This is a genomic window from Extensimonas vulgaris (assembly GCF_003337425.1).
GTDB lineage: Bacteria > Pseudomonadota > Gammaproteobacteria > Burkholderiales > Burkholderiaceae_C > Extensimonas > Extensimonas vulgaris.
The window spans coordinates 32,953-49,161 of sequence record NZ_QPJU01000008.1 but is presented as its reverse complement, the minus strand read 5'-3'; the positions used below and the strand labels follow the sequence as shown (position 1 = coordinate 49,161).

The 16,209-nt window shown below is 65.9% G+C and carries 17 protein-coding genes; 10 read left to right on the top strand and 7 right to left on the bottom strand.

Annotated features, from left to right (window positions below):
• Nucleotides 1-272 precede the first annotated feature (272 nt).
• Nucleotides 273-1,112 (top strand): metallophosphoesterase, encoded by an 840-nt coding sequence (locus tag DFR45_RS11175; RefSeq protein ID WP_114483829.1) that lies wholly within the window; start codon nucleotides 273-275, stop codon nucleotides 1,110-1,112.
• Between the two features lie 76 nt (nucleotides 1,113-1,188).
• A complete protein-coding gene (locus DFR45_RS11170; protein ID WP_114483828.1) occupies nucleotides 1,189-1,611 on the top strand; it encodes a universal stress protein in 423 nt (140 codons plus the stop codon).
• A gap of 31 nt (nucleotides 1,612-1,642) precedes the next feature.
• Here the strand turns inward: DFR45_RS11170 and DFR45_RS11165 are convergent, their stop codons facing one another.
• Nucleotides 1,643-2,980 carry an erythromycin esterase family protein gene (locus DFR45_RS11165; protein WP_241659434.1) on the bottom strand — a complete coding sequence of 446 codons (1,338 nt, stop codon included), beginning with the start codon at nucleotides 2,978-2,980 and terminating at the stop codon, nucleotides 1,643-1,645.
• Nucleotides 2,981-3,343: 363 nt separating this feature from the next.
• On the opposite strand from DFR45_RS11165, the gene DFR45_RS11160 reads away from it, so the two are divergent.
• Entirely contained in the window at nucleotides 3,344-3,979 is a 636-nt protein-coding gene (locus tag DFR45_RS11160; RefSeq protein WP_114483826.1) for a phosphoribosyltransferase, read from the top strand.
• An 18-nt stretch (nucleotides 3,980-3,997) separates the two neighbouring features.
• On the opposite strand, the gene DFR45_RS11155 is transcribed toward DFR45_RS11160, so the two are convergent.
• Together DFR45_RS11155 and DFR45_RS11150 are read right to left on the bottom strand one after the other, a co-directional pair.
• Nucleotides 3,998-4,693, bottom strand: coding sequence for a dienelactone hydrolase family protein (locus DFR45_RS11155; RefSeq protein ID WP_114483825.1), 696 nt, complete (start codon nucleotides 4,691-4,693; stop codon nucleotides 3,998-4,000).
• Between the two features lie 31 nt (nucleotides 4,694-4,724).
• Complete coding sequence (locus tag DFR45_RS11150) at nucleotides 4,725-5,708, bottom strand: zinc-dependent alcohol dehydrogenase family protein (protein WP_114483824.1); 984 nt, start codon at nucleotides 5,706-5,708, stop codon at nucleotides 4,725-4,727.
• 528 nt (nucleotides 5,709-6,236) lie between these two features.
• On the opposite strand from DFR45_RS11150, the gene DFR45_RS11145 reads away from it, so the two are divergent.
• The 4 genes from DFR45_RS11145 to ubiA all read left to right on the top strand — a co-directional run bounded on the left by DFR45_RS11145 (nucleotide 6,237) and on the right by ubiA (nucleotide 10,381).
• Nucleotides 6,237-7,130 carry a PPK2 family polyphosphate kinase gene (locus tag DFR45_RS11145; protein ID WP_114483823.1) on the top strand — a complete coding sequence of 298 codons (894 nt, stop codon included), beginning with the start codon at nucleotides 6,237-6,239 and terminating at the stop codon, nucleotides 7,128-7,130.
• Nucleotides 7,131-7,254: 124 nt separating this feature from the next.
• On the top strand, nucleotides 7,255-7,755 hold the full coding sequence (locus DFR45_RS11140; RefSeq protein WP_114483822.1) for a Dps family protein: 501 nt from the start codon (nucleotides 7,255-7,257) through the stop codon (nucleotides 7,753-7,755).
• Nucleotides 7,756-7,800: 45 nt separating this feature from the next.
• Nucleotides 7,801-9,444, top strand: a complete 1,644-nt coding sequence (locus DFR45_RS11135) for a CYTH and CHAD domain-containing protein (protein ID WP_241659435.1) — start codon at nucleotides 7,801-7,803, stop codon at nucleotides 9,442-9,444.
• A 37-nt stretch (nucleotides 9,445-9,481) separates the two neighbouring features.
• Nucleotides 9,482-10,381, top strand: coding sequence for a 4-hydroxybenzoate octaprenyltransferase (ubiA, locus tag DFR45_RS11130; protein ID WP_422386744.1), 900 nt, complete (start codon nucleotides 9,482-9,484; stop codon nucleotides 10,379-10,381).
• A 64-nt stretch (nucleotides 10,382-10,445) separates the two neighbouring features.
• Here the strand turns inward: ubiA and proC are convergent, their stop codons facing one another.
• The 4 genes from proC to crcB form a co-directional block, all read right to left on the bottom strand.
• Nucleotides 10,446-11,297, bottom strand: coding sequence for a pyrroline-5-carboxylate reductase (proC, locus tag DFR45_RS11125; RefSeq protein ID WP_114483820.1), 852 nt, complete (start codon nucleotides 11,295-11,297; stop codon nucleotides 10,446-10,448).
• Nucleotides 11,298-11,365: 68 nt separating this feature from the next.
• Complete coding sequence (locus tag DFR45_RS11120) at nucleotides 11,366-12,250, bottom strand: HTD2 family dehydratase (RefSeq protein WP_114483819.1); 885 nt, start codon at nucleotides 12,248-12,250, stop codon at nucleotides 11,366-11,368.
• A complete protein-coding gene (locus DFR45_RS14760; RefSeq protein WP_277752687.1) occupies nucleotides 12,247-12,372 on the bottom strand; it encodes a hypothetical protein in 126 nt (41 codons plus the stop codon). The genes DFR45_RS11120 and DFR45_RS14760 overlap by 4 nt, the downstream gene beginning before the upstream one ends.
• Before the next feature lie 191 nt (nucleotides 12,373-12,563).
• Nucleotides 12,564-12,953 (bottom strand): fluoride efflux transporter CrcB, encoded by a 390-nt coding sequence (crcB, locus tag DFR45_RS11115; RefSeq protein ID WP_114483818.1) that lies wholly within the window; start codon nucleotides 12,951-12,953, stop codon nucleotides 12,564-12,566.
• 123 nt (nucleotides 12,954-13,076) lie between these two features.
• On the opposite strand from crcB, the gene DFR45_RS11110 reads away from it, so the two are divergent.
• The 3 genes from DFR45_RS11110 (at nucleotide 13,077) to glgB (ending at nucleotide 16,171) form a co-directional block, all read left to right on the top strand.
• Nucleotides 13,077-13,682: an acyloxyacyl hydrolase gene (locus tag DFR45_RS11110; protein WP_114483817.1), complete on the top strand. Its 606-nt coding sequence runs from the start codon at nucleotides 13,077-13,079 to the stop codon at nucleotides 13,680-13,682.
• Nucleotides 13,683-13,790: 108 nt separating this feature from the next.
• Nucleotides 13,791-14,228, top strand: a complete 438-nt coding sequence (locus tag DFR45_RS11105; protein ID WP_114483816.1) for a universal stress protein — start codon at nucleotides 13,791-13,793, stop codon at nucleotides 14,226-14,228.
• Complete coding sequence (gene glgB, locus DFR45_RS11100; RefSeq protein ID WP_114483815.1) at nucleotides 14,228-16,171, top strand: 1,4-alpha-glucan branching protein GlgB; 1,944 nt, start codon at nucleotides 14,228-14,230, stop codon at nucleotides 16,169-16,171. The genes DFR45_RS11105 and glgB overlap by 1 nt, the downstream gene beginning before the upstream one ends.
• Nucleotides 16,172-16,209: the final 38 nt, after the last annotated feature.

The following is a 16,209-nucleotide window of genomic DNA, read 5'->3' as shown; positions in this document are numbered from 1 at the left end:
TTGCCAGCGTCGCGATGCTTCTATAAAAGTAGCAGCTAGCGCACGCCGGCATTGCCGGGAGAGGCATTTTTAACCCAGATTGTTCATTAGGACGCGGGATGGTGGCGAGGCGGCTGGCGTGGCAGTTTGGTTGCGGGTGAGAAGTCCATGGCCAGTGCCATGGACGCCGAAGCCGCGGCCAAAATGACCGGCAGACGTCCGCCAACGCCCGCGTAGGTGCGAAGCACCGCCTAATGGACAATCTGGGTTTAATCAAAAGAGGGCGCGCGCCGATGCGCATCCAGCTGCTCTCAGACCTGCATTTCGAGGCGCACCCGCAGTTCATCCCTGAGCCCGCGCCGCACGCCGATGTGCTCGTGCTCGCGGGCGATATCGGCTCGTACCAAAGCGGCTCGGCTGTGCAAGGCGAACACTTCGGGCTCGAACGCTTTGCCAACTGGCCCGTGCCTGTGCTGTTCGTGCCGGGCAACCACGAATACGACGCGCAGGACTTCGACGCCGCGCACGAGCGCCTGCGCCGCAGCTGCGCGCAGTTGGGGCTCGTCTGGCTCGAACGCGAGACCGTGGTGTTGGGCGACGTGCGCTTCATAGGCACCACGCTGTGGAGCGATTTCGATGCGCTCACCACGCTGCCCGCCGGCAAAGCCGCGGGCCATGCGCTCGCGCACTTGCTCAAACAGCGCGAAAAAGCCTTTCGTGCGGCCGATTTTTATTTGCGCAAAACCGGCACGACGCGCGCGGGCCGCCCTTTTCTCGCCGAGGCCGTGCGCGCGCAGGCGCTCGAATGCCAGGCCTGGCTGCGCAACGCACTTGCGCAGCCTTTTGCCGGGCCCACGGTCGTGGTCACGCACTTCGCGCCCAGTCTGCGCAGCGCCGATCCGCGCTACGGCCTCACGCCGGGCACGGCGGGCTTTTGCAATGCGCTCGACGCCTTGCTGCCGCAGGCGCAGCTGTGGCTGCACGGCCATTTGCATGCGCCCAGCGACTACGTCGCGAGCGGCCACACCGACACGGGCGCGGCCTGGCGTTGCCGTGTCGTCGCCAACCCACTCGGTTACGCGCAAAAAGGCGAGCAGGCGCAGTTCCAGCCACAGTGCGTGCTCACTTTATGATGGGCAGGCGCGTAGAAAAAAACGACCAACATGCCGGCGCGCTTCTTTTCTTTTTTCCGCTGATGGAGTACGCCCCATGAAAATCCTGCTTGCCGTCGATGGCAGTGTCTACACCAAAAAAATGCTCGCCTACCTGGTCACGCACGAGCATTGGTTGTCCAGCGCGAACGAATACACCGTGCTCACGGTGCAGCCGCCGCTGCCGCCGCGTGCGCGTGCCGCGCTGGGCAAGGCGGTGGTCGATCAGTACTACGCCGAGGAGGCCGAGAAAATCCTCGCGCCCGTGTGCACCTTTCTCGAACGCCACGGCGTGCAGGCCGAGCGCCGCGTCAAGGTCGGCCCGATCGGTGAAACCATCGCCCAAGAGGCCGAGGAGGGCAAGTTCGACCTGATCGTGATGGGCTCGCACGGCCACGGTGCGCTCGCCACCTTGGTCATGGGCTCGGTCGCGACCTCGGTGCTCGCGCACTGCAAAGTGCCGGTGCTGCTCGTGCGCTGAGCGTTGCACGCTGTTGCACTGCAAGTGCGCTTCACAAACCGAACGGATAGGTCTCGGGCACGCCTTCGAGCTCCTCGGTGGCCAGCGGCGTGATCGCCCGGGTCTGCTCGAACCAGACGTATTCATCGAACTGTTCGGGCAGGTTGGCATGAAAGTAGTGCGAGGCGAGTTCGGTCTGCGGCCGATAGAGCACGCCGATCGCGCGCTCCAGGCGCGGCGGGGTCAGCGCTTCGCGCAGTGCATCGCCGAGCGGACGGCGCAGCGGCAAGAGGAACGCCGGCACACCGCTGGCGCGGCACAACGCCTCATAGCTATCGGCATGCGCGGGGCGCACGCGCATGACTTCCATCGGGCCGTCCCACTCGGAGGCGGCGGCGACGGTGCCGCGGTCCGTGCCGAAGCCGATCAGGTAGGCGCCATGGCCGTAATGCTCGCGGCACAGTTGGCCGATGTTGTGTTCGCCGCGCGCCGTCATTTCCGTCGCGGCGGCGTTGCCCACGTGCGAGTTGTGCGCCCAGACCACGGCTTTGGACGCAGCCCCGCGGAATGTGAGGATGGCTTGCAGCGTCTCGAACATGTGGCTGTCGCGCAGATTCCACGATTCGTGCGCGCCGTAATACATCACGCGGTAGTAACGCTCGGCATCGGCGACGAGCCGGGCGTTTTGCACCGCGTCGAAAAAGCGCTCGGGGTCGCGTGCGAGGTAGCGCATGCGCCGATCGAGCAGCTCGGTCAGCATCGCCACGGCCTGGTCGGCGCAATAGTGATAGCGCCCGGTCAGCACCGCACGGCCGTACACGGCAGGGTCAGACTGCCAGGGCGTCAGGCAGCCGTAGCGCAGGCGCGCGATCTGCGCCGTTTCTGGGTCTTCGGCATCGAGGAACGCAAGCACCGCCTCGATCGAGGTGAACATGCTGTAGAGGTCCAGCCCATAGACCGCGGTCTTGACGGCGGGCTTGGGCGCAGTGCTTTCCAGGCTGGCGTTGCGCGCGTGCAACCAATTGATGAAATCGGCGGTTTCGCGGTTGCGCCACATCCAAGTCGGAAAGCGCGCAAAAGCCGTCCACTCGGCGGGCGGCAAGTCCCGCTGACGCACGTAATGGTCTATGCGTGCGGCATCGGGCCAGTCCGCTTCGAGCGCGACCGCGTCGAAGCCTTTGTGCTCGATCAGCGCCTGCGTGATGCGCGCGCGCATGCGATAAAACTCCGAGCTGCCGTGCGTGGCCTCGCCGATCAGCACCACGCGCGCGTCGCCTATGCGTTCGAGCAGCGCGCCGAGGTCGGCGTTTTCAGGGGTATCGAGGGGCACGGCGGCCGCGCGAATCTGCGCGGCGCACGCGTCCATTGCGGTGTTTGCGGGTTCGGCCATCGGCAGTGCTCCTTGCTGGGGTGAAATTCGGGCCTGAGATTCGAGCTGAGAATCGAGCCTGAGGGACACTACACTACCACTCGTCCATACGCCCATGCCGTCGATCAAAGCCATCGACTGGCGCCTGTCAAGCACAGGCTAGTGTAGTGTTTGATGCTTGATGCGACTAATAAAACCGATGGATTTTTGGTCTAGGCAAGGCGCAAACCGCAGCGATACCGGGTGGTATCGCGAGGATTTGCAACGCGGCCCAGGCCGAAAAGACGCGGTTTTATGTCGCAGATAGCGTCGAACACTGCACTAGGAGTCTGTGCGCCGCTTGTCGGGCCCAGCCGCACCGCAACCCGCAAACGAGGACCTGCGATGATTTTCAAAGACCGCAACGATGCTGCCCTGCAGCTCGCCGCCCGCCTCGCGCACTACCGCGGCAAACATCCTTTGGTTCTTGCGATCCCGCGCGGCGCCGTGCCTATGGGCAAGACACTTGCGCAAGCGCTGGGCGGCGACCTTGACGTGGTGCTGGTGCGCAAACTGCGTGCGCCCTACCAGCCGGAGCTCGCGATCGGCTCCATCGATGAAAGCGGCTGGACCTACCTCGCGCCCTACGCCGCAGAAGTCGGTGCCGACAAGGATTACATCGCCGCGGAAAAGCAGCGCCAGCTCGAAACGATACGTGCGCGCCGCGCGCAGTACACGCCGATCCACCCGCCCATAGACCCGGCAGGGCGCATCGTCATCGTGGTCGACGACGGCCTGGCCACGGGGGCGACCATGGTGTCGGCCTTGCATGGCCTGCGCGCGCGCAAGCCGCAGCGCCTGGTCTGCGCCGTCCCGGTGGCGTCGCCCGAGGCGCTTGAAAAGGTGCGCACGCTCGCCGACGAAGTGGTCTGCCTGCAGGCGCCACCACACCTTCAGGCCGTGGGGCAGTTTTACGAGCAGTTCCCGCAGGTCGAGGACGATGAAGTGGTCGCGCTGCTGCGCGAGAGCCGCACGCGCTGATCCAGCCACTGGAAAAGCTCAGCGCGCAGAGCGCGTGAGATAGCGCACGAACCAGTCGGCCGCGCATTGCGCGACGGCTTCGAGCGTGCCCGGTTCCTCGAACAAATGGGTGGCCCCGGGAATGACGACGATCTCGTGTGGGCAACGCATCTGCGCCGCGGCCAGGCGGTTCAGCGCGAGCACCTCTTCGTCGCGTCCGCCCACCAACAGCAGTACGGGGCACTGCAGCCGTGCGAGCTGCGCATGTCCGGCGAGGTCGGGGCGGCCGCCGCGCGAGACCACGGCCTGCACCTGCGGGCCCAGCGCTGCCGCCGCCATCAAGGCCGCGGCCGCGCCCGTGCTCGCGCCAAAGTAGCCCAAGGGCAGGGCTTGCGTGGCGGGTTGCGCGCGCACCCAGCGCGTGGCTGCGCGAAGGCGTTCGGTGAGCAGCGGGATGTCGAAGCGGGTGCGCACGTCCTGGTCTTCCTCGGGCGTGAGCAGGTCGAGCAGCAGCGTTCCCAGGCCCCGCTCCCGCAGCACCCGGGCCACGTAGTTGTTGCGCGGACTGTGCCGGCTGCTGCCGCTGCCGTGCGCAAACAGCACGAGGCCGGCCGCTGCGGCAGGCAGCGCCAGCGCACCTTCGATGGCAGCGGCGCCTGCGGGAATATGCACCAGTTGCTCGAGCGAGCCTGCGGCGTGGCTGCCGCCGGGTGCATTTGGCGAGGGTTTCGTCATGGCAATCCCCTTGTCGCGTCCTCGGCTTGGATCAGATGCGCAACACCGCCGCGCCCTGGAAGGCGCCGCGGCGCAGCTGCTCGAGCGCCTCGTTGGCCTGCTCCAGCGCGAAGCAGTGCACCTCGGTGTGCAGCGGCGTGCGTGCGGCAAGCTCGAAAAACTCCGCCCCGTCGCGGCGCGTGAGGTTGGCCACCGAGCGCAGTTGGCGCTCACCCCAGAGCCAGGCATAGGGAAAGCTCGGGATGTCGCTCATGTGGATGCCTGCGCAGACCACACAGCAGCCCTTGTCCACATGCTGCAGCGCCGTGGGCACGAGCGACCCCGCGGGGGCGAAGATCAGCGCGGCGTCGAGCAGCTCGGGCGGCGTTTCGTCCGAGCCGCCGGCCCACACCGCGCCCAGGCTGCGCGCGAATTCCTGGCTCGCGGTGTCGCCGGGGCGTGTGAGCGCAAACACCTCGCGTCCTTGCGCGCGGGCCACCTGCGCAATGATGTGCGCCGCCGCGCCAAAGCCGTACAGCCCCAGGCGCTGCGCGTCGCCCGCCAGGCGCAGCGCACGGTAGCCGATCAGGCCCGCGCACAGCAGCGGCGCGAGGTGCTCGGGTGCGGGCTCCTCGGGCAGCGCGAAGCAGTAGCGCGCGTCGGCCAGCGTGTATTCGGCGTAGCCGCCGGGCAACTGGTAGCCGGTGAAGCGCGCCCGCTCGCACAGGTTCTCCTGCCCGCGCCGGCAGTAGCGGCAGTGGCCGCAGGTCCAGCCGAGCCAGGGCACGCCCACGCGCTGGCCTATATGCAAGCCTTGCACGCCCGGGCCCAGCGCGGCCACCGTGCCGACGATCTCGTGGCCGGGCACCATGGGCAGCACGGGGTCGGGCAGTTCGCCATCGACCAGGTGCAAGTCGGTGCGGCACACGCCGCAAGCCTGCACGGCGAGCAGGATCTGGCCCTCGGCCGGGCTGGGTACGGGCAGCTGCGCGAGGCGCAGTGGCGTGCCCGGGCGATCGAGCAGCATGGCACGCATGGTTGTCGGTAGTGTCATCGGCCCATCCTCCAAAAAACGAAGGCACAAACAAACCTGCCCATTCTGGCACGCCACCTTGCAAGGCCCGCAGCCGCCGGCTTCGGCATGACGGTCACATTTGCGTCAAAATGGCTTTTAGGAGCCTGTCGGTCTTTGGAATCGTCGGCTGCGAATGCGCCGTAGCGGTCCATTTTTTACCGGCTTCTTGCCCCATAGTCCCGCTATGGGGCGGCGAATCCGGCAAAAACTGGCCTCGCTGGGGCGCATTCTCGCTTTCGACGCCCAAAGTCCGACAGGCTCCTAGTGCAGTGTTCGACGCTATCTGCGACATAAAACCGCGTCTTTTCGGCCTGGGGCCGCGTTGCAAATCCTCGCGATACCACCCGGTATCGCTGCGGTTTGCGCCTTGCCCAGACCAAAAATCCATCGGTTTTATTGGTCGCATCAAGCATCAAACACTGCACTAGCGCAGACACATCAAGCGCTAACAGCTATCCTAAAAGTAGTATCACTTCGCAAAAGCACCGCATGGCCAACCCTTTCGAGAGCAGCAACAAAGAACTCGCGCGGCGCTGGGTCAAGTGGCAGCCACCGCAGTGGTCGCCCTTGCTCGAGGGCAAGAATGGCAAAACCGGCAAAGCCATTCCGCAGATCGATCTGGCCGCATTCGACCCGGCGGCCGAGCCGTTTTCGTTCGGCGACAAAGTGCGCGACAAGGCTGAAGTCGAAGCCCTGGCCGTCGAGCTCGACGCGCTGCAGGACTTGTTTTACGCCGACCGCCGATTCAAGCTGCTCGTGGTGCTGCAGGGCACCGACGCCTCGGGCAAAGACGGCACCATACGCACCGTGTTCGGCCGCATGAGCGCGCTGGGCGTGCACGCCGTGGGTTGGCAGGCGCCCGTGGGTGTCGAATGCACGCACGACTACCTCTGGCGCATCCACCAGCGCGTGCCAGGGGCGGGCGAATTCACGGTGTTCAACCGCAGCCACTACGAAGACGTGCTCGTGCCCGTGGTCAGCGGCGCCATCGACGCCGCGCAGCATCGCCAGCGGCTCCTGCACATCAACGACTTCGAGCGCCTGCTGAGCGAAACCGGCACCGTGGTGCTCAAATTCATGCTGCACATCAGCGCCGAGGAGCAGCGCCGCCGTCTGCAGGAGCGCATCGACGATCCGACCAAGCGCTGGAAGTTCAAGATGGACGACGTGAACGCGCGCAAGCACTGGGCCGAATACCAGCAAGCCTACGCGCAATTGCTCGCCGCCACACACACGCCCTGGGCGCCCTGGACCATCGTGCCGGCCGACTCGAAAACACACCGCAACCTCATGGTTGCCCTCGTGCTGCGCGAGGTGCTGCGCAATCTCGACCTGCACTACCCGCCCGACGATCCGGCGCTCGCGCACTTCAAAGTCAAATGAGCGCCCTTTATGTCCATCCGGATGCCCCCAAATACACGAGCCGGTAAGCAACTTGCGCTAAGCTTTTGCAAGCGCAAAAACCAGTGCCCGTTCTTCGGATAGTTTCAACCTCAAGGAGAAAACCATGGCCAAAGCCAGCAAAAACCAGGCACCGTCTATCCAAATCGGCATCAGCGACAAAGACCGCGCCGCCATTGCAGAAGGGCTGTCGCGCCTGCTCGCCGACACCTACACCTTGTACCTGACGACGCACAACTTCCACTGGAACGTCACGGGCCCCATGTTCAACACGCTGCACACCATGTTCATGGAGCAATACACCGAGCTGTGGAACGCCGTCGATCCGATCGCCGAGCGCATCCGCTCGCTGGGTCACGTGGCGCCGGGCTCTTACGCCGACTTCGGCCGCCTCGCGAGCGTGCCCGACGCGCCGAGCACGCCGCCCAAGGCGCTCGAGATGGTGCGCATCCTCGTCGAAGGCCATGAGGCCGTGGCCCGTACTGCACGCAACATCTTTCCGATCGCGGAAAAAGCCGGTGACCAACCCACGGCCGACCTGCTCACGCAGCGCCTCATGGTGCACGAAAAAACCGCCTGGATGCTGCGCGCGCTGCTCGAAGAGTGAGAGCCGTCTCGAAGCGCGATACGGTAGCGGTAACGGCAGCCTCGCATGGCCATGGAAGCCCACGCGGCGGCAGGGCAGGAGATCGAGCTCAAGCTCGCGTTGCCTGGCGGTGATGCTGTGACGTGGGCGCGTGCCCTTGCGCGCGTGCCAGCGTTGGCACGGCACAAAGCGCAGCGGCGCCAGCTGCACAGCGTTTATTTCGATACCCCTGCGCAATACTTGCGCAGCCAGCGCGCTGCATTGCGCCTGCGCAGGGTCGAGGCCCATGGCGCGGGTGAGGGTGCGGGCGAAGCCGACGCAGTTGCCGCGCAGCGCTGGCTGCAAGCGCTCAAGACCGAGGATCACAGCGACTCGGCGCTGAGCTGGCGCGGCGAGTGGGAAAGCCCGGTGGCCGGCCCCGGGCTCGACCTCGCGGCGCTGCGTGCTTTGCCCGTATGGCAGCGGCTGGATGCGGACGGCGGTGTCGCCGCAGCGTTGCAGCCGTGTTTTGTCACCCGCTTCGAGCGCACCACCTGGACGCTGCGCCGGCGTGGCGGCGCTATCATTGAGGTAGCGCTTGACATAGGGCAGATCGAGGCGGGTGAGCGCACCGCGCCGATCGCCGAAGTCGAGCTCGAACTGCGGGCCGGCGCCCCTGCCGACCTGTTCGATCTGGCGCACCAGATCGCGGCGCACGTGGCCGTGCTGCCGCTTGCGGCGAGCAAAGCCGAACGTGGGTTTGCGCTGGCGCAAGGCAAGCTGTATGCGCCGCGGCGCGCGCACCCACCCGACCTGGCGCCGGGGCAGCCATTGCCCGCGCTCGCATTCGCCATGCTGTCGGAAATGTGGGGCCAGTTCAGCGCGAATTTGCACGCGCTGTGCCACGCCGACGACCCGGAACTCGTGCACCAGGCGCGCGTGGGCTGGCGGCGCCTACGTAGCGCCCAGCGCCTGTTTCGGCCCGCACTCGCGCAGGCCGATCCGCCCGAACGCGCGCAACTTGCTCCGCTGCTCGAACACCTGGGCGCGCTGCGCGACCTCGACGTGGCCGTCACGCAGGTGCTGCCGGCGTTGCGTACGGCGTATCTGATACGCGACGCGCAGGGCGCAGCAGTTGCGCTCGAGCCTGGTGGCGCGCCCGGTGTGTCTGCACCCGAGACGCAACGTGCCCAGCATTGGTTGGTGGCCGAGCAAGCCTTTGCCCAGGCGGCGACGCAGGCACGCGCGGCTTTGCGCGCCGTGTTGCAGCAGCCTGCCACGGGTTTGGCGCTGCTCGGGCTGTTGCAATGGCTGCACACCCTGCCCGAGCCCGCGGCCTGGACGCTGCCGCAAAACGCCGCTGCCGCGCTCAAGGGCCATGCCGATGCGCTGCGCCGCTGGCTGCGCCGCCGCGTCGAAAAGCTCTACGCCCAATGGCAGCACGCCTGTGACCGGGCCGAACACAGCGGCCACGTCGCCGACCAGCACCGCGCACGCATCCTCGCCAAGCGCCTGCGCTACAACATCGAAGCGCTGCGCGCCCTGCTGCCGCCGCGCATGCAGCGCTGGCTGCAAGAGGCCACGCGCCTGCAACAAGGCGTGGGTGCGCGGCGCGATTTCGTGCAGGCCGCTTTGCGCGCACAAAATCTGGCCCGGCAAGGCGAAATCGCTGCCGAGCTTGCCGAATTCCTGCACGGCGTGGCCGTAGGGTGCTCTTTACGGCTCGAATGACCTTGCCCGCGCCCGCAGATGCGCCAAAATCGGGCCCATGTCCACGACTTCGATGCAACCTTCTCCCCCGGTGGTGCCGCGCAGCCGCTTTGCGCTGTACCTCGACCTGATCCGCTGGGATCGGCCCGCCGGCTGGCTCGTGCTGCTGTGGCCCACGCTCAGCGGCCTGTGGGTGGCAGCGGGCGGCTTTCCGGGCTGGCACCTGCTGGCCGTGTTCGTGCTCGGCACGGTGCTCATGCGCAGCGCCGGCTGTTGCGTGAACGACGTGGCCGACCGCGCCTTCGACCGCCACGTCAAGCGCACGGCGCAACGGCCCGTCACCACCGGGGCGGTGTCGGTGCGCGAGGCGCTGCTCGTCGCCGCCGTGCTGGCGCTGCTGGCCTTTGCGCTCGTGCTCACCACCAGCACCGCCGCCGTGCTGTGCTCGGTACCGGCGCTGCTCGTGACGATTTTTTACCCCTACACCAAGCGCTTTTTTGCGATGCCGCAGGCCGTGCTGGGCGTGGCTTTCAGCTTCGGCATCGTGATGGCCTTTGCCGCCGTGCAAGGGCAAGTGCCGGCTGCTGCCTGGCTGCTGTGGTTCGGCAACCTGTTCTGGGTCTTGGCCTACGACACCGAGTACGCCATGGTCGATCGCGACGACGACCTGCGCATAGGCATCCAAACCTCGGCCATTACGCTCGGGCGCTTCGACGTGGCGGCGATCACGGCGTTTTACCTGATTTTTCTGGCCATTTGGGCCTGGGTGCTTGCGCCGTATGCGCTAGGCACTCCGTTTTACGTAGCGCTCGGGCTTGCACTCGCGCAGGTCGTGTGGCACTGGAGCCTGATCCGCACGCGCAGCCGTGAAGGCTGCTTCAAGGCCTTCCGCGAAAACCACTGGCTGGGCTGCACGCTGTTTGCAGGCATCGTGCTTGGCTACGCCCTCAAGAGCTAATGTTTTGATAGCTGCCAGCGCACGAAATACCTGGGCTTAGCGGCGATTTTGCCTATAAAACAACTCAGGCGCCGAACTCATCCCCGAGCTCGCGCGCGCGCTCGCGTGCGGCTTCCATCGCCTCGATGAAGTGCTCGGCCACGCGGTGGTGCTCCAGGCACTGCAGTGCCGCGTAGGTCGTGCCGCCCTTGGAAGTGACGCGCTCGCGCAGCACGGCGGGCGGCTCATCCGAGCGCTGCGCGAGCTGCGCCGCGCCGGCAAAGGTGCCCACGGCGAGCTGGTGCGCCTGCGCGGGCGAGAGCCCCATCGCCGTGCCGGCGCGCACCATGGCTTCGAGGAAATAAAACACATACGCCGGCCCCGAACCCGAGAGCGCGGTCACGGCGTCGAGCTGCGCTTCGTCCTCGACCCACAGGAATTCGCCCGTCGGCGCCATGATGGCCTCCACGCGCGCGCGTTCGGCTGCGCCCACGGCGGGGCGGGCATAGAGCGCGCTCATGCCCAGGCCGATCAGCGCCGGCGTGTTGGGCATGCAGCGCACGATGCGCTCGCTGCCCAGCCAGCGCGCGATGCTGTCCGAACGTATGCCCGCCGCCACGCTCAGGTGCAGCGCCTTGGCGGTATGCGGGCCGGCTTGCGCAGCGGCGTCGCGGAAGGTCTGCGGTTTCACGGCCCAGACCACGGTGCCTGCCTGCGCGAGCGCCGGGCCGGCTTCGGCCAGCGCCGCAATCCCGTGCACGCGCAGCAAGGCGGCGCGCGCCTCGGCCCAGGGTTCGACGACCAGGATGCGCTCGCGTGCATGCCCCTGGCGCAGCAGGCCGCCGATCAGGGCGCTGGCCATGTTGCCGCCGCCGATGAAGGCGATGAGCGAGGCATCGTGGGGGGCATCGTGTGTGTCGGGGTGGCTGGAGTGCATAGTGTTCGCTTCAAGAAAAACGAGGGGAATTTTGGGGGTAGACGCCTTGGCTGAGTCCGGTCTGCATTTCAGAACAATTGCGCCGCCGCCTGCATCGTGAGCCAGCCTTCGTGGTCGCTGCTCCACAGGCGCGCGCTGCGACCGCCTTCGGCCGGCGCGCCGTGCACGCGAAACGGGTGCAGGTCGAAGGTGGGGCGCAGCGCCTTGAACTCGAAGCGCTGCACACGCGCGGCCGGCAGGTGGCGGCGCAGCAAGTCGAGCAGCAGCGTCGCGAGCAGCGGCCCGTGCACGACCAGGCCGGGGTAGCACTCGACCTCGGTCGCGTACTGGCGGTCGTAGTGGATGCGGTGGCCATTGAAGGTCAGCGCCGAGTAGCGAAACAGCAGCACCGGGTCGGGCACCAGCGCGCGCTGCCAGGGTGCGTCCTGCGCTGCCTGCGTGGGCGCAGGCGCCGGGTCGCCGGGCTGCGCGGCGGGGCGATAGACGAGGTCTTGCTCCTCGGTCAGCGCCAGGCCGCGCGCGTTGAAAATTTCATGCCGCACGAGCACGAAAAGCAGGTCGCCGCTGCGCCCCGCTTTGTGCGTCACCGACTCGATGCGCGAGATGCGCCGCACCGTGTCGCCCAGCGCCAGCGGGTTGTCGGCCTCCCATTGCAGGCGCCCGCCGGCCCACATGCGCCGCGGCAGCGGCACGGGCGGCAGAAAACCGCCGCGGCGCGGATGACCGTCGGGGCCGATGCCGCTTTGGCGCACCTGCGGCAAGAAGTAAAGCCAATGCCACAGCGGCGGCAGCGGAGTGCCCGGCAGCGGGGCCTCGTCGTCGCGGTCCAGCGTCGCCGCAAGCCCGCGCATGGGCGCGGCGGTGATGTCATCGTGCAAGGTCTCGGTTTTGCCTTGCCAAGTTTGCAAGTGTGCGAGCACGCGCGCGTCAATGCCTTGTGCGTCTGTGCTCATGGCTGCGCCTCCAGGCTGCGGGCAGCCCGATAAGTAAGACGCTGATGGCGCGCCGCATTGCAGCGCAGATGCGGGGGTGTGCCGGCGTTGCGGGCAATGCACGAAAACAGGAGGGATGACATGGATACTCCGAAAAAAATGCCGGGCGCTAGCAGCCTGTCGGACTTTGGGCGTCGATAGCGAGAAGGCGCCCCGGCGAGGCCAGTTTTTGCCGGATTCGCCGCCCCATAGCGGGACTATGGGGCAAGAAGACGGTAAAAAATGGGCCGCTGCGGCGCATTCGCAGCCGACGATTCCAAAGTCCGACAGGCTGCTATGGTAGCCGCAGGAATCGCAGCAAGATATCGACGGTTTGCAAGCCCAGTACCGTCAGCAGCAAAGAGCCGCCAAGGTGTAGCGCCACGGTGCCCAGCGCCAGGGCATGGCGCTGCTGTAAAAGCAGCGCCACGACTTCGGCCGAAAAGCTCGAAAAAGTCGTGAGGGCGCCCAAAAAACCCGTGACCAGCGCGAGGCGCCAGACCGGGTCGAGCTGTGGCAGCGCCTGGAATACGCCTACGCACAGCCCCACGAGGTAAGCGCCGAGCAGGTTTGCGGCCAGCGTGCCCCAGGGGATCACTCCGCCCGGGCTGAGCCATAAACCCAACCCCCAGCGCAGCAGCGCACCCGCGCAGGCACCGAGGCAGATCGCAAGAATGTGTGGCATGGCCTTGGCTTCAGAATTCGAAAACGAAGTGCGCTTTCGCAGGTAAGGTATTCGGCGATTGTCCGGCGCAACGCAGTGCGGGCCTGGAAAATGCCAAAATTCTAAAAAATAAGGAGTGTAAAAATGTCTTCCATCGCCTTTTCCCCCCGTTTTTTACTGCCAGCGCACGCGCTGGGCGTGGTTTCTTGCCTTCTGACGGCGCTCGTGGCCGCCGCAGCGCCGGGCGCAAATGCTTGGGCACAGCAGTTCGAGCAACGCCGGTCCATTTATCTGGAGGCTGGACACAGTCTGGACAACAACGGCAAGGCCAGCACGGCCGCGCTGGGGCTGAGTTTGCCCATGCAGCAAAAGCTCTGGGACGGACGTATCAGCATGGCCTGGAATTTTTACCTCAGCGGCTGGGACGGTGACGCCCGCGAAGGGCAGCGCAAATACTATGCCCAGATAGGCGTGGTGCCCATGTTCCGCTATCACTTCGATGAAGGTGCGTCACCCTGGTTCGTGGACGCGGGGATTGGCGCCTCGTACCTGCACAAGACCTACGAGGTGGGCGACAAGCGATTTGGGTCGCGCTGGAATTTCAGCGACCACCTGGGCGTTGGAAGGGTTTTTGGGGCGCAGCAGGAGCAGGAACTCGGGCTTTACGTCAAGCATGTTTCGAACGCGGGGTTCAAAGAGCCCAATCCCGGCGAGACATTTTTGGAGCTGCGGTACGCGCACACGTTTTGATAGCATCGCATAGACCGGCGTTGATGCGCATCAAGTCGTGCGGCGCGCGCGATGTCACACTAAGCCCATTCCAACTGGCCCGGCCAGGCATTTTTTAGGAGAAATCGCATGTTCAAGCACATTTTGGTTCCCATCGACGGCTCCAAGACTTCCATGCTCGCGGTGTCCAAGGCCGCGGGCTTGGCCAAGACCTTTGGCAGCAAGGTTACTTTGCTGTATGTGATCGATCCTTATCCGTTCACGGGCGTAGGGGCGGACTTCGGCTATGGGCAGGAGCAATACCTGACTGCGGCAACGGCAGAGGCCAACAGCGCCATCGATGCGGCCAAAAAAGCCATGGCCGAGGCGGGGGTGCAGGCCGAAGGGGTCATTGCCGAAGGGCATGTGGTGCACGACGCCATCGTCGATGCGGTCAAGAACGTGGGTGCCGACCTCATCGTCATGGGCTCGCATGGCCGTCGCGGCCTCGAAAAGCTCATGCTTGGCAGCGTGACGCAGCGCATCCTGAGCCTGGTGCACATCCCTGTGCTCGTGGTGCGTGATTGATGCCATCGGTGCAAGCGCAAACCACGCAAGTGCCAAGCTTGCTGGCCGAGCACGACGTTTACCTGTTTCGCGAGGGCACGCACTGCCGTCTGTACGAAAAGCTCGGCGCGCATTTTGCTACGGTGGACGGCGTGGCGGGCGTGCAGTTCGCAGTGTGGGCGCCCAATGCGGCGCGTGTGAGTGTGATCGGCGACTTCAACGGCTGGGCCAAGGATGCGCATCCTTGCGTGCCGCGCACCGATCATTCGGGCATCTGGGAGTGCTTCATCCCCGGCGTGCAGCAAGGCGACGTTTACAAGTTCCACATCCAGTCGCGCCACCAGGGTTATGCCGTGGACAAGGCCGACCCGTTCGCCATCTACGCCGAGTTGCCCCCGCGCACGGGCTCGCGCGTCTGGGCGCTCGACTACGCCTGGGGCGACCAGGACTGGATGGCGCGCAGGCGCAGCGCCAACGCGCTCGACGCGCCCATCAGCGTTTACGAGGTGCACCTGGGCTCGTGGCGGCGCGTGCCCGAAGAGGGCCAGCGCTTTCTGAGCTACCGCGAAATCGCGCCGCTGCTGGCCGAGCACGTGCAGGCGCTGGGCTTCACGCACGTGGAGCTGCTGCCCATCATGGAGCACCCGTTTTACGGTTCGTGGGGCTACCAGACCACGGGGTACTTCGCGCCCACGTCACGCTACGGCACGCCGCAGGACTTCATGTATTTGGTCGATTACCTGCACCAGGCGGGCATAGGCGTGATCCTCGACTGGGTGCCCTCGCACTTCCCGACGGATGCGCACGGCCTGGCGTTTTTCGACGGCACGCATTTGTTCGAGCACGCCGACCCGCGCCAGGGTTTTCACCCCGAATGGAACAGCGCGATCTTCAACTACGGCCGCAACGAAGTGCGCGCGTTCCTGCTGTCGAGCGCGCTGTTCTGGCTCGAGCACTATCACATCGACGGCCTGCGCGTCGATGCCGTGGCTTCGATGCTCTACCTCGACTACGCCCGCCCCGAGGGGGGTTGGATTCCGAACCATTACGGCGGGCGCGAAAACCTGGACGCCATCGAATTTTTGCGCCAGCTCAACACGGCGGCCTACCGCGACCACCCCGACATCCAGACCTACGCCGAGGAATCGACGGCTTGGCCCATGGTGTCGCGGCCCGTGAGCATGGGCGGGCTGGGTTTCGGCCTCAAGTGGAACATGGGCTGGATGCACGACACGCTGCGCTATTTGCAGCATGATCCGCTGTACAGGCGCCATCACCATGGGCAAATCTCTTTCAGCATTTGGTATGCCTTCAGCGAGAACTTCATCCTGCCGCTGTCGCACGACGAGGTGGTGCACGGCAAGGGCGCGCTGATCGGTAAGATGCCCGGCGACGAGTGGCAGCAATTTGCGAACCTGCGGGTGCTTTATGGCTTCATGTGGGCGCACCCGGGCAAAAAGCTGCTGTTCATGGGCGGTGAATTCGGCCAGCGGCGCGAATGGCAGCACGAGGAAAGCCTCGAGTGGCACGTGCTGCAGTATCCGCTGCACGCCTGCGTGCAGCGCTGGGTCAGCGACCTGAACCGTTGCCAGCGCGCGCAGCCGGCTTTGCACGCGCAAGACTTCGTGCCCGAGGGCTTTGCCTGGGTCGATTTTCACGACTGGGAAGCCTCGGTGCTGAGCTTTCTGCGCCGCGGCCCCGAGGGACAGGATGCCGAGCAGGATGTGGTGCTGATCGTGTGCAACTTCACGCCCGTGCCACGCGCGCACTACCGCATCGGCGTGCCGCAGGCGGGGTACTGGCAGGAACTGCTCAACAGCGACGCAACGGCGTACGGCGGCAGTGGCATGGGCAATGGCGGTGGCGCGCACACCGAGGCCGTGCCTGCGCACGGCTATGCGCAATCGCTATCGCTGCTGTTGCCGCCGCTGAGCGTGCTGTATTTGAAACCCGCTTCGGGGTGAGACGGCAAAGCAAAAGGGCGCCGGCAGGTAGTTGCTGG

Coding starts and splice junctions, on each gene's coding strand:
- DFR45_RS11175 (WP_114483829.1), top strand. CDS start 273: ATGCGCATCCAGCTGCTCTCAGACCTGCATTTCGAGGCGCACCCGCAG.
- DFR45_RS11170 (WP_114483828.1), top strand. CDS start 1,189: ATGAAAATCCTGCTTGCCGTCGATGGCAGTGTCTACACCAAAAAAATG.
- DFR45_RS11165 (WP_241659434.1), bottom strand. CDS start 2,980: ATGGCCGAACCCGCAAACACCGCAATGGACGCGTGCGCCGCGCAGATT.
- DFR45_RS11160 (WP_114483826.1), top strand. CDS start 3,344: ATGATTTTCAAAGACCGCAACGATGCTGCCCTGCAGCTCGCCGCCCGC.
- DFR45_RS11155 (WP_114483825.1), bottom strand. CDS start 4,693: ATGACGAAACCCTCGCCAAATGCACCCGGCGGCAGCCACGCCGCAGGC.
- DFR45_RS11150 (WP_114483824.1), bottom strand. CDS start 5,708: ATGCGTGCCATGCTGCTCGATCGCCCGGGCACGCCACTGCGCCTCGCG.
- DFR45_RS11145 (WP_114483823.1), top strand. CDS start 6,237: ATGGCCAACCCTTTCGAGAGCAGCAACAAAGAACTCGCGCGGCGCTGG.
- DFR45_RS11140 (WP_114483822.1), top strand. CDS start 7,255: ATGGCCAAAGCCAGCAAAAACCAGGCACCGTCTATCCAAATCGGCATC.
- DFR45_RS11135 (WP_241659435.1), top strand. CDS start 7,801: ATGGCCATGGAAGCCCACGCGGCGGCAGGGCAGGAGATCGAGCTCAAG.
- ubiA (WP_422386744.1), top strand. CDS start 9,482: ATGTCCACGACTTCGATGCAACCTTCTCCCCCGGTGGTGCCGCGCAGC.
- proC (WP_114483820.1), bottom strand. CDS start 11,297: ATGCACTCCAGCCACCCCGACACACACGATGCCCCCCACGATGCCTCG.
- DFR45_RS11120 (WP_114483819.1), bottom strand. CDS start 12,250: ATGAGCACAGACGCACAAGGCATTGACGCGCGCGTGCTCGCACACTTG.
- DFR45_RS14760 (WP_277752687.1), bottom strand. CDS start 12,372: ATGTCATCCCTCCTGTTTTCGTGCATTGCCCGCAACGCCGGCACACCC.
- crcB (WP_114483818.1), bottom strand. CDS start 12,953: ATGCCACACATTCTTGCGATCTGCCTCGGTGCCTGCGCGGGTGCGCTG.
- DFR45_RS11110 (WP_114483817.1), top strand. CDS start 13,077: ATGTCTTCCATCGCCTTTTCCCCCCGTTTTTTACTGCCAGCGCACGCG.
- DFR45_RS11105 (WP_114483816.1), top strand. CDS start 13,791: ATGTTCAAGCACATTTTGGTTCCCATCGACGGCTCCAAGACTTCCATG.
- glgB (WP_114483815.1), top strand. CDS start 14,228: ATGCCATCGGTGCAAGCGCAAACCACGCAAGTGCCAAGCTTGCTGGCC.